General features: G+C 58.0%; 35 protein-coding genes. 4 read left to right on the top strand and 31 right to left on the bottom strand.

Annotated elements, in window-relative coordinates; all coding sequences use genetic code 11:
* Window positions 1–2: 2 nt before the first annotated feature.
* The 3 genes from NUV48_07055 to NUV48_07045 are packed head-to-tail and all read right to left on the bottom strand — an operon-like array spanning window position 3 to window position 2,000.
* Entirely contained in the window at window positions 3–665 is a 663-nt protein-coding gene (locus tag NUV48_07055; GenBank protein ID MCR4441898.1) for a hypothetical protein, read from the bottom strand.
* Complete coding sequence (locus NUV48_07050) at window positions 607–1,023, bottom strand: hypothetical protein (protein ID MCR4441897.1); 417 nt, start codon at window positions 1,021–1,023, stop codon at window positions 607–609. The genes NUV48_07055 and NUV48_07050 overlap by 59 nt, the downstream gene beginning before the upstream one ends.
* A 17-nt stretch (window positions 1,024–1,040) precedes the next feature.
* Complete coding sequence (locus NUV48_07045; GenBank protein ID MCR4441896.1) at window positions 1,041–2,000, bottom strand: glycosyltransferase family 2 protein; 960 nt, start codon at window positions 1,998–2,000, stop codon at window positions 1,041–1,043.
* A gap of 173 nt (window positions 2,001–2,173) precedes the next feature.
* On the opposite strand from NUV48_07045, the gene NUV48_07040 reads away from it, so the two are divergent.
* The 4 genes from NUV48_07040 (at window position 2,174) to NUV48_07025 (ending at window position 3,487) form a co-directional block, all read left to right on the top strand.
* A complete protein-coding gene (locus NUV48_07040) occupies window positions 2,174–2,347 on the top strand; it encodes a type II toxin-antitoxin system HicA family toxin (protein ID MCR4441895.1) in 174 nt (57 codons plus the stop codon).
* Between the two features lie 32 nt (window positions 2,348–2,379).
* Window positions 2,380–2,766, top strand: coding sequence for a type II toxin-antitoxin system HicB family antitoxin (locus NUV48_07035; protein MCR4441894.1), 387 nt, complete (start codon window positions 2,380–2,382; stop codon window positions 2,764–2,766).
* 110 nt (window positions 2,767–2,876) lie between these two features.
* The gene (locus NUV48_07030; protein ID MCR4441893.1) at window positions 2,877–3,098 is read left to right on the top strand and encodes a DUF433 domain-containing protein; all 222 of its coding nucleotides are present in this window, start codon (window positions 2,877–2,879) and stop codon (window positions 3,096–3,098) included.
* Window positions 3,099–3,109: 11 nt separating this feature from the next.
* Window positions 3,110–3,487 (top strand): DUF5615 family PIN-like protein, encoded by a 378-nt coding sequence (locus NUV48_07025; protein MCR4441892.1) that lies wholly within the window; start codon window positions 3,110–3,112, stop codon window positions 3,485–3,487.
* Between the two features lie 56 nt (window positions 3,488–3,543).
* Here the strand turns inward: NUV48_07025 and NUV48_07020 are convergent, their stop codons facing one another.
* From NUV48_07020 to NUV48_06885, 28 genes are all read right to left on the bottom strand, one after another.
* A complete protein-coding gene (locus NUV48_07020; GenBank protein MCR4441891.1) occupies window positions 3,544–3,741 on the bottom strand; it encodes a hypothetical protein in 198 nt (65 codons plus the stop codon).
* A gap of 16 nt (window positions 3,742–3,757) precedes the next feature.
* Window positions 3,758–4,504 (bottom strand): hypothetical protein, encoded by a 747-nt coding sequence (locus tag NUV48_07015; GenBank protein MCR4441890.1) that lies wholly within the window; start codon window positions 4,502–4,504, stop codon window positions 3,758–3,760.
* Between the two features lie 40 nt (window positions 4,505–4,544).
* Window positions 4,545–5,456: a hypothetical protein gene (locus NUV48_07010; GenBank protein MCR4441889.1), complete on the bottom strand. Its 912-nt coding sequence runs from the start codon at window positions 5,454–5,456 to the stop codon at window positions 4,545–4,547.
* A 1-nt stretch (window position 5,457) separates the two neighbouring features.
* The gene (locus tag NUV48_07005; GenBank protein ID MCR4441888.1) at window positions 5,458–6,810 is read right to left on the bottom strand and encodes an ATPase, T2SS/T4P/T4SS family; all 1,353 of its coding nucleotides are present in this window, start codon (window positions 6,808–6,810) and stop codon (window positions 5,458–5,460) included.
* Window positions 6,788–7,537: an RcpC/CpaB family pilus assembly protein gene (locus NUV48_07000; GenBank protein MCR4441887.1), complete on the bottom strand. Its 750-nt coding sequence runs from the start codon at window positions 7,535–7,537 to the stop codon at window positions 6,788–6,790. The genes NUV48_07005 and NUV48_07000 overlap by 23 nt, the downstream gene beginning before the upstream one ends.
* Complete coding sequence (locus tag NUV48_06995) at window positions 7,524–8,021, bottom strand: A24 family peptidase (GenBank protein MCR4441886.1); 498 nt, start codon at window positions 8,019–8,021, stop codon at window positions 7,524–7,526. Before NUV48_06995 ends, NUV48_07000 begins: the two co-directional genes overlap by 14 nt.
* Before the next feature lie 44 nt (window positions 8,022–8,065).
* On the bottom strand, window positions 8,066–8,620 hold the full coding sequence (locus tag NUV48_06990; protein MCR4441885.1) for an A24 family peptidase: 555 nt from the start codon (window positions 8,618–8,620) through the stop codon (window positions 8,066–8,068).
* Window positions 8,621–8,691: 71 nt separating this feature from the next.
* A complete protein-coding gene (locus tag NUV48_06985) occupies window positions 8,692–9,444 on the bottom strand; it encodes a Fic family protein (protein MCR4441884.1) in 753 nt (250 codons plus the stop codon).
* 18 nt (window positions 9,445–9,462) lie between these two features.
* Window positions 9,463–9,726, bottom strand: a complete 264-nt coding sequence (locus NUV48_06980; GenBank protein MCR4441883.1) for a Txe/YoeB family addiction module toxin — start codon at window positions 9,724–9,726, stop codon at window positions 9,463–9,465.
* Window positions 9,726–9,971, bottom strand: a complete 246-nt coding sequence (locus tag NUV48_06975) for a type II toxin-antitoxin system Phd/YefM family antitoxin (protein ID MCR4441882.1) — start codon at window positions 9,969–9,971, stop codon at window positions 9,726–9,728. The genes NUV48_06980 and NUV48_06975 overlap by 1 nt, the downstream gene beginning before the upstream one ends.
* A 93-nt stretch (window positions 9,972–10,064) precedes the next feature.
* On the bottom strand, window positions 10,065–10,466 hold the full coding sequence (locus NUV48_06970) for a pilus assembly protein (protein MCR4441881.1): 402 nt from the start codon (window positions 10,464–10,466) through the stop codon (window positions 10,065–10,067).
* A gap of 16 nt (window positions 10,467–10,482) precedes the next feature.
* Window positions 10,483–11,157 carry a Tad domain-containing protein gene (locus tag NUV48_06965; GenBank protein ID MCR4441880.1) on the bottom strand — a complete coding sequence of 225 codons (675 nt, stop codon included), beginning with the start codon at window positions 11,155–11,157 and terminating at the stop codon, window positions 10,483–10,485.
* Window positions 11,157–11,627 carry a pilus assembly protein gene (locus NUV48_06960; protein ID MCR4441879.1) on the bottom strand — a complete coding sequence of 157 codons (471 nt, stop codon included), beginning with the start codon at window positions 11,625–11,627 and terminating at the stop codon, window positions 11,157–11,159. Before NUV48_06960 ends, NUV48_06965 begins: the two co-directional genes overlap by 1 nt.
* 91 nt (window positions 11,628–11,718) lie before the next feature.
* Window positions 11,719–13,725: a PQQ-binding-like beta-propeller repeat protein gene (locus NUV48_06955; GenBank protein MCR4441878.1), complete on the bottom strand. Its 2,007-nt coding sequence runs from the start codon at window positions 13,723–13,725 to the stop codon at window positions 11,719–11,721.
* Between the two features lie 12 nt (window positions 13,726–13,737).
* A complete protein-coding gene (locus NUV48_06950; protein ID MCR4441877.1) occupies window positions 13,738–14,316 on the bottom strand; it encodes a copper amine oxidase N-terminal domain-containing protein in 579 nt (192 codons plus the stop codon).
* A 250-nt stretch (window positions 14,317–14,566) separates the two neighbouring features.
* The gene (locus NUV48_06945; protein ID MCR4441876.1) at window positions 14,567–15,616 is read right to left on the bottom strand and encodes a helix-turn-helix domain-containing protein; all 1,050 of its coding nucleotides are present in this window, start codon (window positions 15,614–15,616) and stop codon (window positions 14,567–14,569) included.
* Between the two features lie 172 nt (window positions 15,617–15,788).
* The gene (locus tag NUV48_06940; protein MCR4441875.1) at window positions 15,789–16,637 is read right to left on the bottom strand and encodes a topoisomerase C-terminal repeat-containing protein; all 849 of its coding nucleotides are present in this window, start codon (window positions 16,635–16,637) and stop codon (window positions 15,789–15,791) included.
* Between the two features lie 650 nt (window positions 16,638–17,287).
* Window positions 17,288–17,455: a hypothetical protein gene (locus tag NUV48_06935; GenBank protein MCR4441874.1), complete on the bottom strand. Its 168-nt coding sequence runs from the start codon at window positions 17,453–17,455 to the stop codon at window positions 17,288–17,290.
* A 21-nt stretch (window positions 17,456–17,476) separates the two neighbouring features.
* A complete protein-coding gene (locus NUV48_06930) occupies window positions 17,477–18,316 on the bottom strand; it encodes a type II secretion system F family protein (GenBank protein ID MCR4441873.1) in 840 nt (279 codons plus the stop codon).
* 7 nt (window positions 18,317–18,323) lie between these two features.
* Window positions 18,324–19,178, bottom strand: coding sequence for a type II secretion system F family protein (locus NUV48_06925; GenBank protein MCR4441872.1), 855 nt, complete (start codon window positions 19,176–19,178; stop codon window positions 18,324–18,326).
* 51 nt (window positions 19,179–19,229) lie between these two features.
* On the bottom strand, window positions 19,230–19,403 hold the full coding sequence (locus NUV48_06920; protein ID MCR4441871.1) for a hypothetical protein: 174 nt from the start codon (window positions 19,401–19,403) through the stop codon (window positions 19,230–19,232).
* Window positions 19,403–19,648, bottom strand: coding sequence for a hypothetical protein (locus NUV48_06915; GenBank protein ID MCR4441870.1), 246 nt, complete (start codon window positions 19,646–19,648; stop codon window positions 19,403–19,405). Before NUV48_06915 ends, NUV48_06920 begins: the two co-directional genes overlap by 1 nt.
* 14 nt (window positions 19,649–19,662) lie before the next feature.
* Entirely contained in the window at window positions 19,663–20,589 is a 927-nt protein-coding gene (locus tag NUV48_06910; GenBank protein MCR4441869.1) for a hypothetical protein, read from the bottom strand.
* A gap of 168 nt (window positions 20,590–20,757) precedes the next feature.
* Complete coding sequence (locus NUV48_06905) at window positions 20,758–22,095, bottom strand: ATPase, T2SS/T4P/T4SS family (protein ID MCR4441868.1); 1,338 nt, start codon at window positions 22,093–22,095, stop codon at window positions 20,758–20,760.
* Between the two features lie 11 nt (window positions 22,096–22,106).
* Window positions 22,107–22,802, bottom strand: coding sequence for a copper amine oxidase N-terminal domain-containing protein (locus NUV48_06900; GenBank protein ID MCR4441867.1), 696 nt, complete (start codon window positions 22,800–22,802; stop codon window positions 22,107–22,109).
* A gap of 76 nt (window positions 22,803–22,878) precedes the next feature.
* Window positions 22,879–23,106 carry a hypothetical protein gene (locus NUV48_06895; GenBank protein MCR4441866.1) on the bottom strand — a complete coding sequence of 76 codons (228 nt, stop codon included), beginning with the start codon at window positions 23,104–23,106 and terminating at the stop codon, window positions 22,879–22,881.
* A 12-nt stretch (window positions 23,107–23,118) separates the two neighbouring features.
* Complete coding sequence (locus NUV48_06890; protein MCR4441865.1) at window positions 23,119–24,435, bottom strand: response regulator; 1,317 nt, start codon at window positions 24,433–24,435, stop codon at window positions 23,119–23,121.
* Window positions 24,436–24,440: 5 nt separating this feature from the next.
* A partial coding sequence (locus NUV48_06885; protein MCR4441864.1) for a hypothetical protein occupies window positions 24,441–24,987 on the bottom strand: 547 nt, incomplete at its 5' end.

The raw sequence follows: 24,987 nt of genomic DNA, 5'->3' as shown, positions 1-24,987 counted from the left end.
CCCTACCAGTAGTGAATCTGGGATGCCGTCCACCTGGTCGATATTACGCTTTCTTTCCCGGCGGCTTTTCTGCTCTCGGCTTTCATCCAGACCACGCAGCCCGGCCTCTGCAAAGTGACCCTGGCCACTCCCCCGAACCCCCCCTGGATGATGTCGTCGGCGTACACCGCGAACGTGCTGGGGAACCCCAACGCGGACAGGTCGATCGTGGTGACGCTCACCCCGTTAAAACGGTATATCCTGCCGGCCGGCGCTCCCTGGGCGGAGTAGGCGTTGTCGCCGTTGTAGACGACCAGGATGTACTGCGGGGCCGACTTGAGAGGAGAATTGGACAGCGGGGCCAGGGTATTGGGGTCTAACCGCAGAGTGTACGCTATTGAACTTCTGAAAGCGCTGTGGGCCTGGTCGACCAGCACGCGGGCGTCCCCGGCCGCCTGCGAACTCCTTTCCGCCTGGTAGTTGGCCGCCCGTGCCGCCAGGTCGATGGTGTCCCTCACGTCGTAGTCGCTCCCGGTTACCGCCTGGATGGTGTCACCCAAAAATACAATTGCCATGACGATAACCGGAATCATCATCAGCGCGAAGATGAGGGCGCTCCCCCTCTGGTTAAGGGTCGATCCGCTCGGAAAAAACCGTGATCTGCAACCGTATCCTCCAGCTGTCACCGACCGAATCACCTCCTATGAGAGCGCCTACCTTGAACGGGCGCTGAACGGGCTTGCAAACCACCGTAATCGGTATGGTGCTGGCCACCGGGTCGTTCGAGCGCAGTATCCGCGGCTCTCCCTCGGACTCCTTCTGGGTGTCGATGCTCTCCACGGTCAGGCCCAGCTGGGTCATCTTATTCCTGAATTCCGTCTCGTCGGTACTGGAGAGCCTGCCGTTCAACCTCACCCGGTCGGCATACTGCTTGAGGAGGTGCTTCGCGCCCTGGTGCTGGCCCAGAATCAGCGCCAGGTCGGTCGCCTGGAAGGAAAGGTAGGCGATGACGACGAAGATGAGGAGGAACTCGATCAGGCTCATCCCTCTTTGCCCGAAGATCAGTTTCCGGTGATGTTGGTAACGCTGTTGACCATAGAGTTGTGCGCCGCCTTCAGGGAATTTACCAGTATATTGCGGCAGACGTAGGCTACGGTCGCTATGACCGCGGTCGCCACCAGGTAGTCGATCACCCCAGCTCCGGTTTCTTCTCTTAAAACCTTTCGGAACTCCAGCAACAGGCATCTCAAAACACTCCTCCCCCCTTCCGGATTGATCGCCCGGATGTGCCCGGGCCGCATGAAAAGTTTCGCGTAGTCGAGCAGAGTCGCGGCGAGCCGCAGCTTGCTCCTGCTCTTTTTCAGGTCGTAGCGCAGGCAGACCGGAACCTCGGCTATCCTCCGCGCGTGCGCGGCCGCCCCGAGCAGCATCTCCGCGGTGAAGGCGAAGCTGCGGGACTTCGCGAACCGCCAGTCTTCGCAGATGATTTTCGCCGACACCCTGGCGCTGTAGGCGCGAAAACCGATGGTGTAGTCGCTAACCCCTTCCAGGGGGAACGCCGCCCGCAGCGCCAGTTTCGCGCCCGCGCTCAAAGCCCTTCGATACAGCGGAACGCCCACCTGCCTGCTCCCGGCTACGAACCGGGAAGCGATGGCTATGTCCGCCTCGTTCAGCACCTCATCGACCAGCCGGCGGATGACCTCCCCCGGGTGGGAAGCGTCGGCGTCCATCGTCACCACCACGTCCGAACGCATCCGAACCGCCTCGCCGATCCCGGTCAGGATGGCCTGCCCCAGCCCCATGTTCTGGACGTGGGAAACCGCCGACACTCTCCAGTTATCCCTGGCCCAGCGGGTGACAAGCTCCAGCGTTCGGTCGTCGCTGCCGTCGTTGACCGCTATTATGCGGTAGTCGCAGCCCTCGGGCAGGGCGAGGTTCCCGTCGAACATCGCCCGCAGGGACGGTATGGATTCCTCCTCGTTATACATGGGCAGCACGATGGCCACCAGGCGCTTGTCCACGGCGTCATCTCCTCTCGAAAAGTCGCACGCTAAACAAAAAGCGATAGCATGTTGCATCCTTACTTCCCTGACGTACATTTGCTTGACGTGATAATCGCGTCTCTTTGCAATTCTGGGATTTTTCTTGAGCTATACGCATTTATGCGTATAATATTGATTGAGGGGATGGAACAATGAAACGGAAGGACCTAATACGGAAACTGGAAACAAACGGCTGGTGGTTAGAAAGAAGGGGCAAGAAGCACGACATATACACCAACGGCATTAAAAGAAAATCCATCCCTTGCCATAACGAAATCGACGAAATGTTGGCCGCGGCAATCATAAAAAGACAGGGACTGAAATAAGCCCTCTACTAAAAAATGGAGGTGTAATATCCTTGAAAAGGGCATATCCCGTGATATTAACCCCCAGCAAAACCGGTTACGTGGTCTATGTCCCCGATCTTGAGATCAATACCCAGGGCGCTGATATTGTGGACGCAATCGAAATGGCGCGCGACGCTATCGGCATGTGGGGTATCAGCGAAGTGGACGCCGGCAGGACAATTCCCGCCCCTTCTATAAAAATTCCTGATCACGCCGACGACGAAATCGTCGCCCTGGTTGACATCGACTTCGATGCTTACCGCCGGGCACACGACAACCGCACCGTCCGCAAAAATCTAACCATACCGAGTTGGCTGAACGACCGGGCTGAAAAAGCCGGCATCAACTTTTCACAAGTCCTTCAGAAGTCTTTGAAACATGAGCTCGGCTTGGAGTGATAAAGTCGGAAGGCAAGCGATAGCATATTGCTTCCTTCTTCCTTGACGAACATTTGCTTAGCGTGATACTGTTAAGAATACCAAAAGACATTTGGAAAGCAGGGTAAGCGATGGACCTTTTGCAACGTATCAGCGTAAACCCGGAAATATGTCACGGAAAGGCATGTATCGCCGGCACCCGCATAATGGTTTCCGTCATACTCGATAACCTGGCGTCCGGCATGAGTCGCAAAGAAATCTTGAAAAACTATCCTTCCTTGCAGCCAGAGGATATTGATGCTGCACTTGCATATGCGGCTCTGCTGGCAAAGGAGCGCTCATTGGCGATATAGGAGGAAGGCTCTTGAAATTCAAAACAGACGAAAACCTTCCCCTGGATGTCGCGACAATGCTCAATGTAGCTGGTTACAACGCTGAGTCGGTTTATTCTGAAAAGCTCCAGGGTTGTGCCGACAGCTTCCTGATAGGCAAATGTCAGGAGGAAGGCAGAATCCTTATTACGCTTGACAACGATTTCTCGAACATAATCGCGTACCCTCCAGATAAAAACATGGGACTTATTGTGTTGCGCCCTAAAAGCCAAGGCAAAGAAGCTGTTCTAAAAATAGTCAGCGATCTGCTGCCAAAGCTATCCGACCATTTTGCGCCAGGGCAGCTCTGGATTGTCAACGAGAGAAGGATTAGAATAAGAGAAAGAGAGGCAAACTATCCTCCCATATAAAGCAAAAGCGGCCGAAGGGTTCACCCCTCAGCCGCTTTAAAAATAGTTGGGCAGATTTAGCTCCAGGTGGGAGTCAGTTTGCCGCTCACACTGGAACCCAGGTTGCTGGCACCGCCCTTGACGTAGGTCCCCACGGCGTTAACGCTCACATAGGCTATGGTCGCTATGACCGCGCCGTAGAGCAGCGCCTCGATGATGGTCACTCCCGATTCTTCTTTCCAGACCTTCTTGAGTTCCTCAATGACCTTCCGCATTGATTCTCACCCCCTCTCAACTGAACACATCGAAGATAACCTTAACCATGTCGATAATCTGGTATACCAGAGGACCCAGCACGATCCCCAGGCAGCCCACCAGCGGCAGCAGCCGAAAAATCGAGAACGCCAGCGGCTTGCCCGCCGCCTGGCTGCGAACCAGCGCCCGCATGAGATTGTTCAACTGTCGCGATCCTTCTTCGAGCGCTCCGTGTAGCCTCCCCGCCCCCATGTCCTGCACCTGCATCAGCACGGTCACGAAAGCGTCGGCTTCGGGCAGGTTGATCGCCAGCCTGAGATACTCCAGCGCCTCGATAGGATTCTTCGGCCACACCTCCAGGCACCTCTCCAGGTGAGCGGAAAGACCTGGAACCATGACCGACGCGCTGCGCAGGCTCTGCGGCAGAGAGTAGCCTGACTTCAGCCCCATCTCCACCAGCAGGTACAAGAGCGCCGCCTCGCGCATCCTCCTGGCCCGGGCGGAGTAGCCGGCAACCATCTGGTACACGTGGGCCGCGCCTGCCCCGAAAATCGCCCCGAGAACAAGACCCCCGGGCGAAACCTTTCCCTGGGCGATCAGAATAACCGCCAGCGCCCCGGCGCACCCGCCGTTGAGGTATACCCTGTTCCGGTCATCTTTTCGTTTCAGGGATTTCCTCTGCATGTTCTCGATCAATCTCTGGACGTCGTTTCTGGGCAGGGAAAACCGTCTGTCGCGGACGAGCAGGTATACGGCGACGAACGCCGCCAGCCCCGCCGACACCCCTGCCGCCAATACCGCTAGGATGAACCTTCACCTCCTCTCAGATTCCCCGGTTGACCATGCGGTCGAACAGAATGTTGGCCAGTGGCGAAGCCAGGCAGATGCAGGCCACCGCCCGGCCCACCGGGTTCTCCACCAGAAAAACCTTCGTCTCGGGGAATATCCCCAGCATGACGAGCAGGACCGGGAACATCATCAGCACCGCCGCCGCCGAGTACAGCCTCTCCTGAACCACGGTCTTTTTTTCTTCGAGTATGTCGTCCACCTGGGAGGCGATCTGCTCCGCCAGCCACCAGAGCAAATCCCGCTTTTGGGCGTCGTCGGCCAGTATCCGCAGCGAGTACACGAATATCTGGCCGTACTCGAAATCCAGGTCGTCGAGCATCTGAAGGAAAATCTGGTCGTGGGTACGCCCCGCCAGGAATCCCCGGGCAGCCCTGGCGAACACGTCCCTAAGCGGCGGGTCGAGCTTGTCCGCGACCCTTATCACCGCCCGGCTCACCTGCCCGGTGCCGGAGTGTTCGGCCGCCAGCACCCTCACCGCCGGCCCGAGCTGGAGCAAAAGCTGGTTCCTTCTTGATTCGACCTGGCTGCGGATGAAGTGTTCCGGCAGAATGAACGCCGTGGCCGCCAGTATCCCGAAAGCGACCACGTTCTTTAACAGGACGAACCCCACGAACACCGCCAGCGCCATCATCGCCGCCGCCATGAGCAGGTAGTGGACGGGCTTGAATCTTATCTGGCCCCTTCTCGACCTTTTCTCGGCCTGCTCCATCCACTGTTCCATCCAGGGAGGCAGGCCGCCCTCCAGCCGCCGCTGAAACTGTTTCTGGATTTTCTTCAGGGCAGATGGTGTTTTGAGGGTTTCGGCCTTCACCTGGCCGGCCCTGATTAGAAACAGGAAGGACGCGGCGGCGCTTATACCGGCCAGGACCATCATCGCGGTTTCCATCTTATCCCTCCCACCCCCACTCCCTCGCCACGCTCTGGGGCAGCCCGTTCTGGCGCATACGCGAGATCAGCCCCGGCGAAGGCGGGTTCACGAACTCCCAGTCGCCTTCGTAGTAATCCTCGCCCGACGGTCTCCATACCACCAGGTCGCGGCACACCACCTGGTCTCCCACCGGGGTTATCTCCGCTATCCGCACGACCTTCTTTATTCCCAGGTCGCGGCTGGCGGCCATGTGTATTACCACGTTGAAGGCGGCCGCCACCATCGTCTTGGCCATCTCCAGGGGTATGTTCGCGCCCTCGGTGATCAGGAGCTTGGCGGCCCCCTCGATGGCCCCCTCGACGGTCGAGAAGTGAGCCGTGGCCATCGAACCCTCGCAGCCCCGGGTGCAGGCGTTGACCGCCTCCCTAGCCTCGCCGTGGCCCCTAAATTCGCCCACGATCAGGATGTCGGCGGAGTAGCGCAGCACGTGGCGGAATATCCGTTCCATCGTCGCCTGGACGTTGGAATGCTCCTCGAACTCCACACAGTCCCGTTCGGGATAGTGCCTTTTTAGGTTCAATTCACGGTCAGTTTCGATGGCGATTATCCTCCTCTTGGGGCTGCTCTCGGCTACCAGGCGTCTTAACAGGTGGGTCTTGCCGGTGTTGGTGCCCCCGGCGATTAGCAGGTTGACCCCGTACCTGGCGAACGCCGCCAGCATATCCCAGGCGCGGCGGCTTATGGTGCCGTGCCGCTCAAGGTTCTCCGGCGTCATCTCGAAGGTGTCGTGCTTCCTCAGCACGAACGTCCAGTATTCGGTCACCGGCGGGCAGGTCGCGGTTACGCGCGTGCCGTCCTTCCTCATGCTCTCCGCCAGGGGTTGGGACTGGTCAAGCCCGACCGCTATGTCGTGCATCAAAAGCCGCCGGGCTATGACCTTTATCTCCTGCTCGTCCTCGAAATACCTCTCGGCCGGCTCGCTCACTCCGCGCCTCACCAGGTATACCTGCCCCGGCCCTGGACCGTTCACCCGGATTTCGTCTATACTTTTGTCGCGGTAGTATTCCTCCAGGATTCCCAGACCCCAGTTCCGCCGGTAGATTTCCTCGGCAAGGGAGTCTATGTCCCTGCCGGCCAGGTTCACTCCCTTTAGGAGCTTAAGCTCCTCGTTTAACAGCAGGTCCTTTATGAGGTTTATCAGCTTCAGGTGGGCGGTCGGCATACCGGCCAGCACGTTCTGCAGGAGGCCCTGTCTTTCCGACACTTCCTCCTCGGACCAGTATTGCTCGCCGGTTATCACGTCCTGGATGTAGGCTTCGATCTCCTCGAAGGTGCTTTCGCGCTCGGGTTTAACGGGCCGTCGGTTGAACAACGCTACCGACCCCCTTTAACAGGTCTTGGGCCGTCTGCATAAGTCCCGTTCCCGCCGGCGGAGGCGTCGGGGCCACTGTCTGCTCGGTTTCCTTGTACTTCTTGACCAGGGCGTAGTATATCTTCTCCTTCATAGAGCCGTAGACCACCTTGGACGCTTCCTCGGGTTTTACCAGCAAAAGGGCGATGGCCGGCGGCACTCCCTCCCTGGCCAGGCTGCCGTCAGCCCCGCGCAGGGATTTGACCACCGCGTTCTGGGCCACCAGCTCCCCCTGGGGCGTCCAGCTTGTGTCCTGCCGCAGGAAGTATACGTCCACCAGGTCGCCCGGAGACACCAGCCCGGAACGGGCCAGGTCGATGTTGATGGCCACCTCCTGGCGGTCGGCGGCGGTATCGGTCAATCGCTCGCGCCGTATCTGCTCGCCCTGGTAGATGGTGGAGGCAGCCCTTTTCCCGACTACCTCCGTGGCGCTCGCCGCCACGTTCTCAAGGACGTACTTCACCTGCTCGTCGGCTACGTCCCTTTCGGTTATCAAAGCCCCGGCGGGGATGGTGACTTTGGCCACCGGAGCGAGATACAGCCGGGTCTGCGCTTTCACCTGCTGCTGCAAGAAGAATATGGTTCCGCCGCAGATCGCGGCGGCGGTTACCCCCGCGGCGATCAAGGCCCAGGGGGTCTTTTTTTCCGAACCGACGATGACTCGTTCGGTTCTGCTAAAAAACCGCACTAATTCCGCCTCCCATCATCCACACTGTCCACGCGGCGACCACCAGGCAGGCCCCGGCGGGAACCACCCGGGGATCGTCGAAGGTATCCGGCGCGTCTTTTTTAATGCCGAACGTGAGAATCCAGACGCCTAGCGACTTGGAAAGCCACAACCTGCCCATCCCCCAGGCTATCCCTAAAAGCGAGCCGATGAGGACGACCAGCAGGACGCCCTGCGGCCCCAGCCAGGCCCCGATCATCCCGGCGCACTTGATGTCGCCGCCGCCCATCGGCTGCACCCTGCTTTCTCCCTGATCGGAATAGAACGCGAACAGGAGCCTGACCAAAAACAGCAGGCCGAACCCCACGAGAGAACCGGAGAGCGAAAACAGAAGATCGCGCTGGTACGCGGACCAAGCCAGGCCGCCCAGCCAGAGAGGGTACACTATCAGGTTGGGCAGACGGTAGTGTCTCGCGTCGGTGTAGACCAGCGCAAGGCTAGGGATTAGAAAGCCGAACAGCGTTACCAGGATAGGTCACCCCTTTCTCTCTAAATTTTTGGCGAACCGAGCCACACCAACAGCACCGCCGCCGCCAGAAACGCGCCGAAGGGTAGGGCGGTGTCGGGGGCGGGTTCGTCGTCGTCTTCGGGAAGTCGCGGCAGGAAAGGGTTGTCCCTCTGGCCGCGCGCCATCAACCAGAAACCGAACAGCGTCCCTTTGAACCACCCCAGCGTTTCCCCCAGCCCCCTGGCCCTGAGCATCTTGACCACTCCCCAGGCCAGACCGAGGACCGAGGCCAGGAAGATTACGGTTAAGGAGCCGTAGAAACCGAACCAGGTCCCGAGGGCGGTCGCGAACTTCAAGTCCCCTCCCCCGACGCCGCCCAGCAGCCCGACGAAGAAGAACAGCCCGAAGCAGATTGCGGCTCCCGCCAGGGCGTCCATTATCTTCCCGGTCGCCAGGGCATACAAAAGCCCCAGCGCGATCATGGGGCAGGTTATCTTGTCGGGAATGATTTGTTTCTTGACGTCAACGCAGGCTATCGCCAGAGCGGGCGCTATACAGCCGAAAAAGAAAAACGTGCGCTCAAGAATGTTTCCCACCTCCGAAAAATCTTTTCTGTAAAAAAGAAAAAACGCGGGGTTTCGTCTCCCGCGTCGGGTTCTCGCAAGCGTTATTTGTCTTTGGCTGAGGCCAGGTGTACCTTGAGGCTTATCTCCACGCAGTCGGCCACCAGGTCGGAGAACATTTCCACCGAATTGTCGGCCTGGTACGCCTCGATCGCTTCGAGATACCGATCGCGCATCCCCCGCTCGATGATCGCCGGCGGGTAGCCGTCTTTCATCAGCGAAAAATTGAGGAGCAGCCTCCCGGTGCGGCCGTTGCCGTCGATGAAGGGGTGGATGGTAACGAACTTCAGGTGGAGCCACGCCGCCCGGTCGACCGGGTGCATCACTTTGGCCAGGCTGTTGTATTCATCGACCATCTCCTTCACCAGGTGATTGACCGCGAAGTGAGGCGGAGGTTTATACCTGGTTCCCGAGATGGCCACCTCGACCTCCCGGTAAGCCCCCGACTCCTTCGGCGGCAGGGTGTTTTTGGTGACCAGGCGGTGGAGGTCGCGGATGAACACCTCGGTCAGCGGGCGTTTTTGAGCCAGATAATCCTCAAGATAGTCTATAGCGTCCCGGTGGTCGATGATCTCCAGGTGTTCCTTCAGCGACTTGCCGCCGACGGTGATGCCTTCCAGCACGACTTTGGTTTCCCGGAGGTTCAGCGTGTTGCCTTCGAGCGCCGTGGAGTGGTGCGTCCACTCCACCAGGTAGTATTCGCGGAGCCTGGCCGCCGCCGGTGGCGGAAGTGGGCGCAGCGCGTCAAGCCTGCTTTTTAAGCCGTCGATTATTTTCAGCTTCTCCCTGGCTGCCACTTCTCTACCTCGCGAGATTCATTCTTCGTAGTGCGTCCAAAGCCGCAGAATCCTAACGCAACGCCTGTCCTTGTCGACAGAATATACCAAACGGTGCTTTATGTTTATCCTTCGGGAATAAGCGCCCTCCAGGTCGCCTACCAGCTTTTCGTAAGGCGGCGGAGTCTGGTAAGGGTTTACCTTTAAGATTTCGAGCAACCCAAGGACATTTTCCTTTAATCCTGCACGCTTGATTAGTTCGACGTCTTTTACCGCGCGTCTGGTGAATTCGATCTCCCACATCACCAGCCGATCTCCTCGGCCTTCACGCATTCTTCGGGAGACGCCTTCATGCCTTCAATTATGGATTCCCTCATACCGGGCACGCTCAAAAGGTAAAGCGTTTCCTGCATGGCCTTGTAGTCCTCCTCGGAAATGATGACCACGTTTCCCTGCTTTGAAGTAATGGTTATCGGCTCGTGCTCGGTTATTGCCTTCTTAATGAGGCCGAACAGGTTCTGGCGAGCAGACGAGACATTCACGGACATGGGTTTGCCGCCTTTCCAAAAAGCGTTTTGTTGTACTACATATTGTACGATGCGGCGGGCGATTGGTCAACAAATTCGCGTATTTGGGGTTTTTCAGTTTTGTGGCGTTTCCTCGTACCGGAAGTACAAAACCTTGTGAAAGGTCAGGTAAGGCGACCATTCGTCCCCCAGCAGCCCCCCGATCATCGGCAGCAGCAGCGGCGAGTCGCAAGTTACTTCGGAGGCAATAAGGTTCTGAGCCGCCTGGTAGACCCGCACCGTGAACCTGCTCTCGGGAACGCCCGAAGATACCATCACCCGCTCGCCCACCTCGATCCCCAAACGCATATCCTTCGTTACCGCCGCCTGGCGGCCGGCTTCCCTGGCCGCAGACGCGACGGCAATCTTCTCCCGCAGCAGGAAGGCGCAGTTGCAAAGCATCGCGAACACCATAACCAGGACAAACGTGGACAGGACGAATTCCAGGAGGACAGTGCCTTTCTGTTTGTTTTTCACCAGCCGCGCCTCCCCTCTAGTCCTTGCAGGCGTCCTGCGGCGGGTCGTTCCTGCCCAGCAGCCAGCCGTTCACCACCACGTCGTAGAAGGTGGCAGATTGACCGCAGCGCTTGAAGGACAGATCGTTGATTCCTATGATATTTAGCAGCGCCGTCTTGACGTTCCCCCTGGCATCGACCTTTACAGAAGGCCCGTAAGCGCTTTTGGCGTCGTACACGGTCACGTTGGAACCTTCCTTAGCGCCGCCCCCCTCCGGGGTCAAGAGGCCGGGCCAGTTCATGTCCAGTATCTGGTTGGCTATGGACTTGGCATCAGAAGGGTATTCGATCCACCTTCGCTCTATGCCCAGAAACTTGTCGCCGCAGGTTCCCCTTCTCCAGCCGCCCTGGTCGACGAGTTTTTTCTCGGTGCCGACCAGTCTTACCGGCGGGTCAGTCGCACAGCAGCTAGAGCAGCTGTCCTCGAAGCAGCACTCGTAGGTATGGCCGTACTGGACGGTAACTTCCACCATCCGCACCGCGCTCATTGAACCAGCCAAGGCCGCCGAATCTACCGCCCCCTGGAGTTCTTCCCTCGCTACCCAGGCGCGGGCCAGGTCCACCGCGACGCCTGCGAACAGCAGGAGGACGACTAACAGCACAGCGGTCATCAACAGGATGTTTCCGCGTTCGCTTTTGAGGAGCCTTTTCATCAATCCCCACCACCCCGGCAGGAATACCCGACGCATTTCGGCTCTGGCTTTTTATAGCCGCTTCTCACCGGGTACTCGACGTAGTATTCGGTCTGCTCCTGAAGCGTTACCTCGCTGTCCCAGAGTTTTCCCCCCAGCAAGGCCCCCAGGCCAGGAGCAAGGATTGGAACCTTGTAGGTTACAACGCTCTTTATTCGGTCTATACCGGTCCTCGGCTGCTCGACGGATATGCTGGCCTTTCCCCCAAGGCCGCCGGTTTCTATGGTTTCGTTTCCCCTGGCCAAACCCTGGGAAACGCTCCCGGTGACAGCCACCGCGTTGGCTGCGTCCCTGGATGCTGATTTAGCGACGAGGCTGTTGTTCAGCAGCAGGGCCAGGTTTATGAACCCAATCACCATCGCAATGAAGATAGGCAGCACCAGGGCGCACTCCAACAGAGAGGTTCCTTTCTGGTTTCCAATCCATCTCACCTTAAATTAGCTCCCTCCTCAAACGCGCGAGGTTTTGGTACAAGGGGTGGTTTGGGCATCATTAATACCTTTACCACCCCCCTTTTTTGAATCACCTCGAAGAAACCAGCGCCACCCAGATTTTGCTGTCGGGGATCGGCATACTGGGGTCTTGCTGCACGTTTACAGATATACGCGCCCTGTTGTTACCCGGGGCGCAGTCTTCGACGCCCACCGGTTCAGCGGTGATAGTGAAGGTCGCTGTCCCCGGACGGTAGACGGTAGGCGTAATACTCACTCTTTTGGTTTCGCCTTTGCTGAGATTCACGGTCGTAGTGTGGCTGGACCCATCTGGCCCGGTAAAGACCACTTTAACCGGCACCGGTCCGTCCGGCCCCTGGTTGTCCCGCTTGACATAAGCGCCTAATTCAAACTTCATCCCCGTGTAAATATTGCTTCCAGATTTGTAATACGGGTTGACCACCGATATATCGGTGCACCTGGTCGGCAGCTTGACCTCGGCGAAGTTGTTGCCCCAGTCCAGTTCCCCCAGGGGTTTCTGTCGGGAAGGGTTGATGGCAAACACCACCTTGCCGGCAGACTCGGGCGGTACGTCCACCGTGAAAACGCGCGTTTCCCCGGGAGCAAACCCCGATATTTCGGCCTTGTTGGGCAAAAGCTGGAGGAGCTGCTCGGGAGTCATGGCCGCCAGGTCGGACAGAGGTTTGTCGAAAGAAATTATTTCCCAGGAAATATCAGTGTCCAGGGGGTCTTTCCCCAACAGGAACCGTGCGTCCACGCTGGCTTTAGTGCCCTCCTCGTTGTCCAGACGGGCGTTCTCCAGGCCCAGGTCTACCGGCCTAGACAGCCTCCAGCAGTAGAGCGCTCCCTCGGTTTCGCTCACGTTCGCCCCGCCCAGGAGGACGCCTTCGTCCATGCTCCCGGAGGACAAGGCGATCTGCGCCCCCGAGCCGGAGAACCGGCTGTAACCCGGCCCAATCTCGGCCCCGGTCATCTGGTAGGTCGGAGACACTTTGCCGTCCTTGAGGAAAGCCGGGTACGGGTCGCCATTGGCCCCGTTGAACACGTACATCTTGCCGTTGGTGTCCCCTGCTACCACAGCGCCCGCTCTGGCCCAGATGATAGGGCTGTTGGCTCCCTTGGCTTCCAGCCCCGCCGACCACACCGACTTGCCGGTGGCTTTGTCCACTCTCACCAGGCGGCCCTTGCCCTTGTAGTCGCGGATTGAGAAGAATACCCCAGTCGGGGAAACCGCCGGAGAGTCGTTGATGAACCCTCCGCTGAAGTCGGAGTTCTTCCACACCAGGTTGCCGCTTCGGTCGAGGCAGTAGAAATGGGCGGCTTTGTCGGAGAAGTAAATGCGGTCACCGTCCACCGAGATCGAGGCGGGAACCCCGGAGGTGGTTTTGAATTCCCACAACTTTGCCAGCATTGGCCCCCCGCTCTGGTCCACACCCACCCTGAACGCTGCCACCCGCCGATCGGCGTCAAACCCCATGACGAAGGAGTCCCCGCTCAGACGGCCAGCAGAGGAGGTTATGCGGCCAGTGCCTACCTGGAACGATTTTCTTTTCCCGGCCCCGCTGCTTAAGCCCCGCACGGCATAGATTTTCCCGTCACAGGTTGCGACCACAGTAATATCCCCATCCAGAACCAGGGGCGCGGTCACGATTTCGCTGGATAAATTAACATATACGGGGTCTTTTGTTTCTGGATCATAAAACGCCAAAGAAAAAACCCCTTTTTTATTGGCCCCCGTGCCGTAGTAAACCCCACCGTTGGCATAGGTCGGGTCGGAGTGGGAAGGTGTACCGCCGTTTCTGACTTCTTTGACGACCTCGTATTGGCCATCAGCCTTTGCGTCATACACCCAGAGCTTGTCCCCGCCCAGGTGGTAGATTCTGTCCCCGACCACTACCGGCTGGCTCATGCTGGCCCCCGCCTGGTGAGTCCAGGCCAAGTAAACCGGCGGCCCCATGTCCTCGGTGGAGTACCTCAACCGCTCGGGAGAGCCACCGAACTCAGTCCAGTCCTTCGCGAAAGCGGGCGCAGTCAAAACCGTCATCAAAAGCACGACCAACGCCATGAATCTTTTCACGCGAACACCCCCTTAATACCATACCCCAATGGGCATGTCGGCCAGCGAAGGCCCCTTAGATTCGATCAGCGGAAATTTGTCCGTTACATCAATCCCATCAACATGCCCCGGCACAACCTCCCTGGGTTCCAGCTTCGGATTCTCCATCTCCTCCCGCCTTTGTACCGCGTCCTTAACGGCCGCAGACACGTCCGGTTTCGCCTCGCCCTTCGGCCAGCAGATTACCGTCCTGGTGTCGGCGTCCCAGTCCACTTCGTACCCCAGGCCCTCGGCCACGAACCGGGCGGGAAGGTACGTCCTCCAGGACGGCTCGGACTTGATGACCGGAGCCACGTCTATGACCCTAGAAACACCGTCCGATACGATTTCAGGCTTGCCTACCCACATCTCCAGGGTAGCTTTGCCCTTGAGGGTCACTTTCTTGGCTTCCTGGTCCCAAGCCACGTCGTTCTCGGTCAGGCCCAGGGCGTAAGCCAGGTATCGCACCGGGACGAAAGTCCGGTCGTTCTCGATGAACGGCGCGGCGTCCATCTTGACACCCGGGGTCTTGTTGTCCACCCAGTATTCGTCTACACCGATGGCGAACACCACGGATTTGACCAGCTTCTCCCTCTCGTACACCTCTACCTGGTCGGCCAGGCAGGGCAGCGCGAAGGCTATGATCGTTACGACCGCGACGAACGCGATCAGGGCTTTGCGTTTAAGCATTTGGTTTAACCTCCTCTAGCGTTTTGTTTTTCGGCTCTTTGCTCTTTTTTAGAAATGTATTCGATTAGCGCGTCCTCAATATGGACGCCACCCCTGACACACTATAAACCTTGGTCACTATTTCACCTCCCGTCTACCATCCCGTGCCCCAGTCCTCAAACGAAACTCCAGCTCTAGATTTCGTTTTCCCCACTACCTTTCGCCCTTTTAACACATCCCCGACGATGTTGGGGCCTGCCACCAGAAGCCCGGCAGGGTTATCCACCTCACCTGCCTCCGCCAATTGTTGGATTTGTTCTATTACCGAAACTAGCTCCTCGTCCGTGCATTTGGTCCACTCCACCAGGGCTTCCACGCTGGACCCGTTTATGGCAACAGGCATACCTCTGGAACTGAAAATATTCCTGACCCTTTCGACTTCAGCCTTGGTCACTTCATCCAGCTTCGCTAGGGCCGAAAGTTTCCTGTTATTCGCTGAGAACCTTCTGCTCGCTCCAGCAGTTTTATCAATTCTTAAGTCGGGATAAGAATTAGTATTAACACCGGCACAACCACTTTTTTCCGGTACTCCACTCAAGTGACTACCATTCTCCTCCCGACTTTTCCTTATAGTTTGGCTCTCCTCGTTGGTATTGGTCCGGTTGTTACTGATAGGGCTGACAACAACACCTCCTCTTTTCCCTACCGGTACATAGCCCATTTCCTGATTGCTGTTGTTGTTGTTATTTTTTATTCTGTTAATTTTATATATCTTGTTATTATTATTGTTGTCTGGCTTTTCCAGGTCTGGATGAACCAGGTCTTGATTATCCATGTCTGGATTTCCCAGACATGGTGAAGATGTGGATTTATCCACGTTCTTCTCAACAACAACAACAACGGTATAAATATACCCTCCCAGTCTACCCTTTTCCCCTCGCTCCCTTTCAGCCAAAATAAAACCGGCGCTAACCAGCTCCTTGAGGCACTTCGAAAAACGCTCCTTTGACAGTCCTAAATCATTACAGATTTTAGTGCGGCCTGGCCAGGCCGTTTCGGTAGTACCCGCGAAGCTGATTATATATGCGTATAGTGCTTTCGCATTGATTGAGATACTCGGATCGGTCATGACTTTTTTGGCTAACAATCCGTACCCGTGCTCGTAGATGGTTCCCCCGAAATTGAGTATTAACCTATCAGCCATAATAAAGCCCTCCTTTCGCAAGCTAAGGCCGTTTCCGTTTTAACTGTGTAAAAATCAGCGCTTGAGGGCGCTGATTTTTTCTCACTTTTGTCACATTTTTGTCACGGACTATTTTTAACGCCTTGATTTTACTGGAATTTATATTAACACAATTGAATACAAGAGAAACGAACTATATTGACGAGTCCTTCTTAACGCTGCTCAACCACGCAAGGCAAGCAGACTTCGACGACAGCGGCACAGAGCAGGAAACGCGGTCTTTGGGCGCTGAATTCCTGATGGACGCCAGGAATTGCTCCTGCACGTCGGGACGGTCGGGAGGGAACGTGACTATCAGCTTGTCGCCGTCCTCCTTCAACCCGACGTTGATACCTGGGAATATCCCCTCCGGGAACCGGTCGCTGTGGGGACTCCCTGCCAACCGGACCCTTTTTTCCGGCGTGTACTGGGCCGTCCAGTTTTTGAACCTATCAAGAACGGCAAACAGCGTGTCCAGGGCGTCCCGCATCGCCATTTCGCGCGGAACCCGCTCCTTCAGTATGTGCCGGGAGAAGTCGAGGTTGTTCAGGCGTATATCCAGATTAACAAAAGCTATGTCCTTCAGGATGTGCCTGATCAAGAATACTGCGGTGATCAGCGCTAGACACTCGGCCATCCTGGAAGAAACGTGGCCATAATCCACGTGGAAGTCTCTGCGGACGACGCCTTCGATCGTGACCTGGGCGGAACCGGAGTTGCGGGAGATTATCCTGATCCTCGCCTCGCCGTTTTCTCCCTGTCTCCGGTCAAACTCGAACCTTACCTTCCCTTCTTCGTCGATGATCAGCGACGAACTGAATTCCTTGCCGTTCTTCCTGGAAACGAACCCGTGCAGGACACCGGTCCTCCTGTTGGCCAGCAATTCGAGAAGAATTTCCGGCGTTACCCGTTTCCCCAACATGGTCTTAGGGACGACCGCGCAGTCGCACCTGAACGAATTGCCGGCCTCGACTATGGTCTTGCCGCACGCGGGGCAATTCATCGTTTTTTTGCCTCCTCCCAAAAGAGCTTCTTAAAAAAAGAAAACCGCCAGAGGACGGTGGGCAGGAACAATTCGTTTGTTTGCAAAAACCAAAAAATATGATAAGCTAAAGGTGATAGCAATTGATCTACCGAAACCTTGCCACCCCAGGGTCAATGAGCTTAGGTTACAGCCCGAACCTAAGCTCGCTACTTTTAGCCTGGAGGTTGCTGAGAGCTCTCGGCCTCACCGGCTGAGGTTTTTAATCAACAAGGGCTGGACGCTGCAACGCCCAGCCCTTTACTTTGAGATGAAATATGGTAAAATATAAGTGGGTAGTTAGTTAGGCGCGATTGGGGCCTCGCTGCTCCGAGGGCTATAAGTTAACGGGCTTAGGTGTAGCCGCACCTAAGCTCATTACTTTTTTGAACCCTGCTGGAGCTGGAGGATGACTCCAATCAGCAGCAGCGTCGCGACAAACATCTGGACCATCAAATGGGCCGTATCGGTATCCATCACGCCGGCACCACCTCCTTTCCTCGAAGGATGGGTTCACCCATGCCCCCGAAGCGGCGAGGCGGGCCTCCTAACAACTACCCACACCTAAATTCTACCAGGAAATCCCCGTATTTTCCAGGTTTACCGCGCGTTTTGGCGGAAAGTCGGCAGTTTCAGTGCCCCAACCTTCCCCTTATGTCGCCGAACACTCCGCCCAGGCTCCCCCCGAGCAGGGTGACAGCGCCCCAGATCGCCAGCACGATCAGCACCCCCAGGGCCGCCCACTCCATCAATTCGATTCCTCTCTGGTCGGACAGAAGTTTCTTGGCTTTCTCAAGCATTTTTTTAGACCCCTTTCTTTTTCAGTGTCCTAAAATTACGGCAAACTGCCGCAGGGCGGGATATCCCACGAACACCAGTATCGGCAGGATGAAGAATATCACCATCGGGAAGATCATCTTCACGGTTTGCTGTTTGATCCTTTTCTCGGCTTCCCGCCGCCTTATCTCCCTGGTCTTGCCGGCGAACTCCCTCGCCGCCTTCGCCAGCGGCACGCCGTAGTATTCTGCCTGGACGATGGCGTCCATCAGCTGGGTGAACTCCTCCACCCCGCAGCGGGCGGCCATGTCCTTTAAGGCCAGGGAACGCCTCTTGCCCGTGTTCATCTCGTGCAGGGCCATCTCGATCTCCTTTCCTATCTCACCTCCCAGCGTCCTCCCCACCATCACCAGGGCGTTGATGATGTTGCCGCCCCCGGCCTCCAGCACGGTAGCCAAAAGAACGGCGAATTCCGGCGTGTCCCTCCGGATTTTCCTCTGCCTCTCCCGAATCTGCCGGTTAAGTTGCAGGTCGGGGAAAACGTACCCAAGAAAGGCGATCAGAAACACCGGCAGTGCGTTCTTGCCCGCCAGGGTCATCAGCACCCCGAAGGCCCCTATCGCCCCGCCCAGAAACAGCTTTAGCGACAGAAACTCGGACGGGGTGATGTCGCTTCTGCCCGCCCAAAGGAACTTCTTCGCCGTTTCCTCCCTCACCGCCTCGGGAAACACCACGGTCGTCCAGGGTCCCAAGGCGCTGGCCAGCCTGATCCCCGCGTCGAACTTTTCCTTGACCGTCGTTTCGGCCGGCTTAAATAGGGCGTAAAAAAAGAGCCCCATCGCCAGCGCCCCAAAAACGCTCGCTGTCGCCGCTATCTTCGCCACCCCCCTCCTAGTAGTCCACCTGCATCATGTTCCTGACGACCACCCACCCGACCGCCACCAGCGCCGAGCCGACCAAAAACACCGCCAGCCCGGAGGCCGTGTTGAACAGCGGGGCCATGTACTCAGGCGAAAGATACCTGAACAGGGCCACGAAAGCGAACGGTATCGCCGCCAGCAGGTTGGCCGTGAGGTTCCCCTGGGCCAGGTCCGCCTCCGCCTGGGCCTTGAAGGTCTGCTTGTCCCTGATGGTTTCGGCTATGTTGTTGTAGACGGAGGCGATGTCGCCCCCGGTCTGGGTGCAGAGCGTGGTGGCCGCCGCGATAACCTGGAGGTCGCGGGATTCCACCTGCCCCCCGGTGATCTCCAGCGCCCTGGCCAGCGAGTGCCCGGAACGGGTGAGCTTCACCACGTGCTCAAGCACCCTCCTCGCGGGGTACGGCGAAACCAGCGCGGCCTGCTCCCACGCCTGCTGCGCGTTGGCCCCCGCGATTAAGGCGGAGGACATCACGTTTAGCACGGATTCGAGCTGGGACAGAAACAGCCTGCGCTGGCCGTCCAGTTTCCACTTGACCCAGGCGCGGGGCGCGACCGCGCCCGCGGCAAGACCGAGCAGGGCGAAGTCGTACCGCCCGGTCAGAACGTACACGGCGGCCAGCCCCAGCGCGGCCCCGACGACGAAAACGGCCGCTTTCTGGGAGGAGGTCACGACGACGCCCGCTGTTATGAGGTCGCTGACCTCTTTGGCTTCCTGGGGTATCTCCCGCATCCGCTCGCGGATGGTCGCCCAGTGGCCCTCGATCTTTCTTTTCCGGATGCCCAGGATAAGAAACATCAAACTCAGCGATAGTATGACGTAAGCCAATAGCCGACACCCTCTCGAAAATACATTTGGAACCCGCGTTCGGGTTCCAGTTTAGATTTGTTCCAGTTGGCCGATCTGCCAAAGCTGTAGGTACTGGAGTTTTTTCAGCCTTCTTTCCAGTATTTTTCTTTCCCGAAGGTCTGGCGCGTTCGCTATCTGCTGTTTCGTCTGCAAAATTTCCTGCTTCGTCTCGTCGATGGCTAACTTCAGCTTTTCTCGCTCCATCAGTCCCAAACCCTCTCCAGCGCCCACTCGTCCCCCTGTTTCACCAGTTCGCAGACAAGCCCCTGTTTCGTCTCGCACCGATAACGGTCAGGCCCGGCGTACCGCTTGAAAACGAAGCTGTCCACCGGCGCTTTCTCAACGGTATAGCCTGTGACCAGGTAGACGTTCTTTCTCCAGATGAAGGAGCGCGGGCCTCCGTTTTCGTCCCTTGAAACTTCGATTTGTTCGTTGTAGAGCTTCGTCAACCGATCAACACCACTCATTTTTCATTCGCGAATAGAGGTATCTGTTCGGGTCGGGACAGGTGTTTGACGACCTTCAGGACGCGATGCTCGTTTTTTATTCCGCCCCTGCTGGTTGCTACCTGGGTGGTCTCCATTTCTATCTCCAGGACGTCCCCTTTTTTGAAGCTCTTGCCCGCGTCTACTTGGCTTAAAAACGACTCGTCGGCAATGGTCGCGTAGAATTTGTTGTCGCCGTCTGACAGCCTCCACTTCAGCCCTTCTTCAAAAGCCACCTCGACTAGATTCACGTACATCTTGCGAGTGACAACATTCGTCCGCTCCTGCTCCGGGACCTCCGGCACGTCGTAGTAACCAACCTCGTCCCTGGTTATCCTGTGGACGACTTTCTCTCCCTTCCGCACCGAAAAACCGTCAACGCCCTGTCTTTCGAGGGGCTTTAGCAGGCGTCGCAAGTTTTCCCTCACCAGGCGGTCCCGGTAAAGTTTGATCACCTTGTCCTGAACCCCTATGCAATCAAACTGCCCGTTCTCCCCGGTTAGCTCAAGGCGGGTGTTCCCGTTTTCGAGAATCGTCGCGCTCTTTACTTTCCTGCCGCGAAGGCGCTGCAAAAGCTCTATCAGAGATATTCCGGCGAAAGCGGCGAAGCCAGTCGCCGACAGCAAGGTTTCCGCAAGGTTTTCCGCTCTGCCTATATCGAAAAGCAGTTTGACCTGCTCAACCCATTTATATATCACCTCTAAGGTGATCTGGAAAGACCCCCTCTGAAAGCTCGACTTGACAACGACCTTCACCTGAGCTTCGGGATCGCCAATAACCCTGTTAACATTTTCAATCAGGTTGCCGAGCGCCAACAGGGAAGGGGCAAGCTCCCGCACGTCCATCGTGCCGTCGACAACCGCCGGCCCCTCGTAGGCAACCTCAAAAACAGCGCTCTGCCCCACTTCCTTCCCCCCTTAATTACTCTGTTTCAATCCACGCCCCCGCACGGGGAGCGACGATGCCGGTCCCAACTTTCCTCCCGACTTAAACAAGTTTCAATCCACGCCCCCGCACGGGGAGCGACGACCAGACGGCGGTAATAGCCGCGATAACATTTTACCTGTGTTTGACTATTCTGGATAGTCCAGCTTGTACTGTCGGGAGAACGGGTGGGCCGTCCTAATCCAGCCCTTGTCCCGGTCGTAGACGTAGGTTTCCCTGAGCGCCACCCCCAGGTCTCCGCTCGCTCTCCTCTCCAGCCCGACCACCTCGCAGATGTGGTCCACCCGCCGCACACCGTCTCTGCCCTTCTGCATGTGGATAACCAGGTCGACGGCGGATGCGATCATCTCCAGCACCGATTCCCGCTGCAATTCCACCGCCAGCTGCACCATCGACGGCAGCCGCGAGTTGATCATGTCGGCCGCGGAGTTGGCGTGGCCGGTCGACATGGAGCCGGCGTGCCCGGTGTTCATGGCCTGGAGCATATCGAAGGTCTCCCCCCGCCGGCACTCGCCCACGATTATCCTTTTCGGGGCCATCCTGAGCGCCATCGCCACCAGGTCGCGCTGGGTTATCTCGCCTTTGCCCTCCACGTTCGGCGGGCGGGCCTCCAGCCTCCTCACGTTGCCGTGCTGCAGCTGCAATTCCGCCGGGTCCTCGATGGTGATGATGCTCTCGTCCTCGGGTATGTAGGAGCTTAGGACGTTGAGCAACGTGGTCTTGCCCGAACCGGTGCCGCCGCTTACGAATATGTTGAGTTTAGCCCTCACGCAAGCCCCCAGAAAGTCCAATACCTCGCGGTTCAAAGCGCCGTTTGAAAGGAGCATCTCCCGGCTCGCGTCCTGGCGGAAGCGCCGGATCGTGATCTGCGTCCCCTCCACCGCCACCGGCGGTATCGCCGCCTGAAGGCGCGAACCGTCGGGGAGCCTCGCCCCTACGACGGGGTTGGATATGTCCACCCTGCGGCCGGTGGGCGTTAACATCCTCTCCAAAACGTCCAGGACGTGCTGCTCGCTCTGGAACCTCACCGGCTCTCCCCGCTCGTCGACAGCCAGGGAGGTTTTACCGTTCTTCTCTACCATAACGTGGTCGTATTTCCGCACGATGATTTCGGTTATCAGGTGGGCCTCCGGGCCGGTGAAGAACGGTTCCAGCGGGCCGTACCCCATCAGGTTGTCCACTATCTCCTTGGTGATCGAGATGAGGGTCGGGCGCGGCTTGTCGGGAAGGTTTTCCTCCACCACCTCCCCCACCACCCGCTCGACCTTCTGCCTGGCCGCAGTCGAGTGACGGTCGGCGATGTCGGCGGCGCTGATCTTCTCCTGCACCCTCTTTTGGGCCAGGATCATGAGTTCGCCCATGACCGCTGCGCGGTCGAAGTCCGGGGCCGGCTGCCGCGGGTAGAAGTCGCCCTCCGCCTGGGCGAGCCTGCGCTGAAGCGCCGAAGCGTTTCTCTGCCCGAGCATACAACACCCCCCTAGTACCATACCCCAATGGGCATGTCGGCCAGCGAAGGGCCCTTAGACTCTATCATCTTGCCTTTGTCCGTTACATCAATCCCATCAACATGCCCCGGCACGACCTCCCTGTGTTCCAGCTTCGGATTCTCCATCTCCTCCCTACGCTCCACCGCGTCCTTAACGGCCGCAGACACGTCAGGTTTAGGCTCACCCTTCGGCCAGCAGATTACCGTCCTGGTGTCGGCGTCCCAGTCCACCTCGTACCCCAGGCCCTCGGCCACGAACCGGGCGGGAAGGTACGTCCTCCAGGACGGCTCGGACTTGATGACCGGGGCCACGTCTATAGTCCTGGGCGCTCCGTCCGATACGATTTCGGGTTTGCCTACCCACATCTCCAGGGTAGCCTTGCCTTTGAGGGTCACTTTCTTGGCTTCCTGGTCCCAGGCCACGTCGTTCTCGGTCAGGCCCAAGGCGTAAGCCAGGTATCGCACCGGGACGAAGGTCCGGTCTTTCTCAATGAACGGCGCGGCGTCCATCTTGATACCCGGGGTCTTGTTGTCCACCCAGTATTCGTCTACGCCGATGGCGAACACCACGGATTTGACCAGCTTCTCCCTCTCGTACACCTCTACCTGGTCGGCCAGGCAGGGCAGCGCGAAGGCTATGATCGTTACGACCGCGACGAACGCGATCAGGGCTTTGCGTTTACGCATTTGGTTTAACCCCCTCTAGCGTTTTGTTTTTCGGCTCTTTGCTCTATCACAGCCTGGTCACTATTTCGCCTCCCGTCTACCACAAAACGTCCTGTTTGCTCTTGTGCTGCCAGGCCATCTCCAGCGCCATGCCGTCCACCCCCAGCGACTTGTGTACCTGGCGGATTTCCGAAAGCTGCCCGGCATCCATGATTTCGATTTTCCCGGATGGCATCGTGACGAAGAACTTTCCTTCCAGCAAGTGCGCCGAGAACCCGCACTTTGAAAGCGTCTTGAGTGTGCTGATAAGCTCGTTCAAATCCAAAGAAAACCCTCCCTACTTTCTTATCCCGAATAGACTCTTGAACAGAGAAACCCTTTCGTCCTGGCTCTGCTTTAACCCGCCCACGAACAGGGGCGTGAAGTAGTTGATGACCGATTTTATCTCCTGGGTGAAGGCGCTCTCGGGGTTGGTCAGGACGTGCGGCATCCCCCGCTGCACCCCCTGCGACACCGCCGGGTCGTAGGGCAGCTGCCCGATGAACGAAAGCCCGGTCAATTTGCTCACCTGCGCTTCTATGTACCCGGCGTCGGTGAATCGCGGGTCGCCCACCAGGTTCATCACCCCGTTCAATTTCGACGTGAGCCTCAGCTGCCCCATCAGGCCGTGGAAGGAGTACAGGTCCTTTACGTCCTGGACGTCGGGCTTGACCACCACCACGGCGGCGTCTGCGGCATCCACGGTCGCCCAGGTCGCCGGGCTTTTGGCCGAAGGCGGAACGTCGCAGATTACCAGCGTGCAGTGCTTCCGCAGTATCCTGATTATCTTCTGGATTAGCTCCTCGCCCACCTCGTCGTGCCTCTCGGGTGACACGACGGAAGGAACCACCAGGAGGCCCGACCCGCGGTGCCTCACCAGCATCTCGTCGACCTCCTCCCTCGGCGCGTCCTCGGAGAGATAAGCCCAGTTGTTGACGTTGTACGGAGCCAGGGCCTCGTCGTCGCCCAAATTCAGTTGCAGGGCCACGTTGCCCGACTCGTTGAGGTCGACCAGGGCCACCCTTATCCTCCCCGACTCCCTGGCCAGGGCCGCGGCAGCGCAGGCCATGCTCACCGAAACGGTGGTCTTGCCGGTCCCGCCCTTGGTGCCCGATGTGACCGCAACCACCATCTGGCGCACGGTGTGGGCCTGGGTTTCGGTCCAGGCGGTGCTGCCGAAAGGCCCCCTCCCCGGGGCGCGTTCAGGCAAAGAGGCGGCCCGGCGCTGCATCTCCTCCCGGGCGCTGTCCACCCAGCGCTCGATGCCGTCGGCCATGTCCGCCGGGGAAAGCCTTCTGTCCAGAACGTCCCTGATCCCCAGGGCGGTCGCTTGCTGCACCAGCCCCGCCCAGGGGTTGTCGGCGAGCAGGAAAGTAACCGTGCCCGGGGACACCTTGGCTATCTCCTGGGCCGCGGTCAACCCGCTCATGTCCATCAAGCCGTGGTCGACCAGGGCGGCGTCGGGCGCTCCGTCCCTGGCCCTCTTGACGGCATCCTGGCCGCTCTGGGTGAGGTAGGCCACCCTGATCCTGGGGTGGCCCTCGAAGCCCCTTTTAAGATATTCGCGGTAATCTGCGTCGTCATCGCAGATTAGAAGGCGGATTATTTCGCTCATAAAAACTACGCGGCGGAAACCCCGGAATTTATTCCTGGGAGGAAGCCGCTCACCCTCCTTTCGACCAGGAATGTGTCTGCTCTTTCGAGCAACTTCAGCCTCCTGCAATAGGCCGATGCGCTTACCTTGGTGCCGTCCAGTTTTCTCAGGTCGAAGTACCCGCTGGTTCTGCGTCCAAAGATAAAGCACTCCTGGCCTTCGTACAGTACCTTATCGAATAGCTGGAATCCAAACAAGGTTCTTGGGGCCTTGTTCGCCTTGCGGATGCCGCCCTTGACGGGATTTGCTTTGTGTAGTTGCCGGTTCTGCCTGCGAACCTGCTTGAAGAAATACCAGGTGTCGTCGGGTTTTGCGTGCGGGTTGCCGCTGACGCAGCGAGCATCGGTGCGGTGGTTTTTCTCTAAGCCATTGGCAATTCTGGTGTGTTTGGTGATATAACCATAAGTGAGTTGCACATTTGTATATATTGCCTTTAGCCTGTTGTAAACCGCCCAGCGCATAATTCCCATAAAAGCCGCATCCTTAGAAAGAGGTGGTGCGGAGCGACCTCGC

Source organism: Peptococcaceae bacterium, assembly GCA_024655825.1.
In the GTDB taxonomy this organism is placed as follows: Bacteria; Bacillota; Peptococcia; order DRI-13; family PHAD01; genus JANLFJ01.
This window is presented reverse-complemented; position numbering and strand designations above follow the sequence as displayed.

What these genes read in the sequence shown, in the direction of transcription:
- NUV48_07050 (MCR4441897.1), bottom strand. Translation starts at nt 1,023, where the DNA reads ATGAGCCTGATCGAGTTCCTCCTCATCTTCGTCGTCATCGCCTACCTT.
- NUV48_07040 (MCR4441895.1), top strand. Translation starts at nt 2,174, where the DNA reads ATGAAACGGAAGGACCTAATACGGAAACTGGAAACAAACGGCTGGTGG.
- NUV48_07030 (MCR4441893.1), top strand. Translation starts at nt 2,877, where the DNA reads ATGGACCTTTTGCAACGTATCAGCGTAAACCCGGAAATATGTCACGGA.
- NUV48_07020 (MCR4441891.1), bottom strand. Translation starts at nt 3,741, where the DNA reads ATGCGGAAGGTCATTGAGGAACTCAAGAAGGTCTGGAAAGAAGAATCG.
- NUV48_07010 (MCR4441889.1), bottom strand. Translation starts at nt 5,456, where the DNA reads ATGGAAACCGCGATGATGGTCCTGGCCGGTATAAGCGCCGCCGCGTCC.
- NUV48_06980 (MCR4441883.1), bottom strand. Translation starts at nt 9,726, where the DNA reads ATGTGGGAGATCGAATTCACCAGACGCGCGGTAAAAGACGTCGAACTA.
- NUV48_06975 (MCR4441882.1), bottom strand. Translation starts at nt 9,971, where the DNA reads ATGTCCGTGAATGTCTCGTCTGCTCGCCAGAACCTGTTCGGCCTCATT.
- NUV48_06965 (MCR4441880.1), bottom strand. Translation starts at nt 11,157, where the DNA reads ATGAAAAGGCTCCTCAAAAGCGAACGCGGAAACATCCTGTTGATGACC.
- NUV48_06945 (MCR4441876.1), bottom strand. Translation starts at nt 15,616, where the DNA reads ATGGCTGATAGGTTAATACTCAATTTCGGGGGAACCATCTACGAGCAC.
- NUV48_06940 (MCR4441875.1), bottom strand. Translation starts at nt 16,637, where the DNA reads ATGAATTGCCCCGCGTGCGGCAAGACCATAGTCGAGGCCGGCAATTCG.
- NUV48_06935 (MCR4441874.1), bottom strand. Translation starts at nt 17,455, where the DNA reads ATGCTTGAGAAAGCCAAGAAACTTCTGTCCGACCAGAGAGGAATCGAA.
- NUV48_06920 (MCR4441871.1), bottom strand. Translation starts at nt 19,403, where the DNA reads ATGGAGCGAGAAAAGCTGAAGTTAGCCATCGACGAGACGAAGCAGGAA.
- NUV48_06905 (MCR4441868.1), bottom strand. Translation starts at nt 22,095, where the DNA reads ATGCTCGGGCAGAGAAACGCTTCGGCGCTTCAGCGCAGGCTCGCCCAG.
- NUV48_06900 (MCR4441867.1), bottom strand. Translation starts at nt 22,802, where the DNA reads ATGCGTAAACGCAAAGCCCTGATCGCGTTCGTCGCGGTCGTAACGATC.
- NUV48_06890 (MCR4441865.1), bottom strand. Translation starts at nt 24,435, where the DNA reads ATGAGCGAAATAATCCGCCTTCTAATCTGCGATGACGACGCAGATTAC.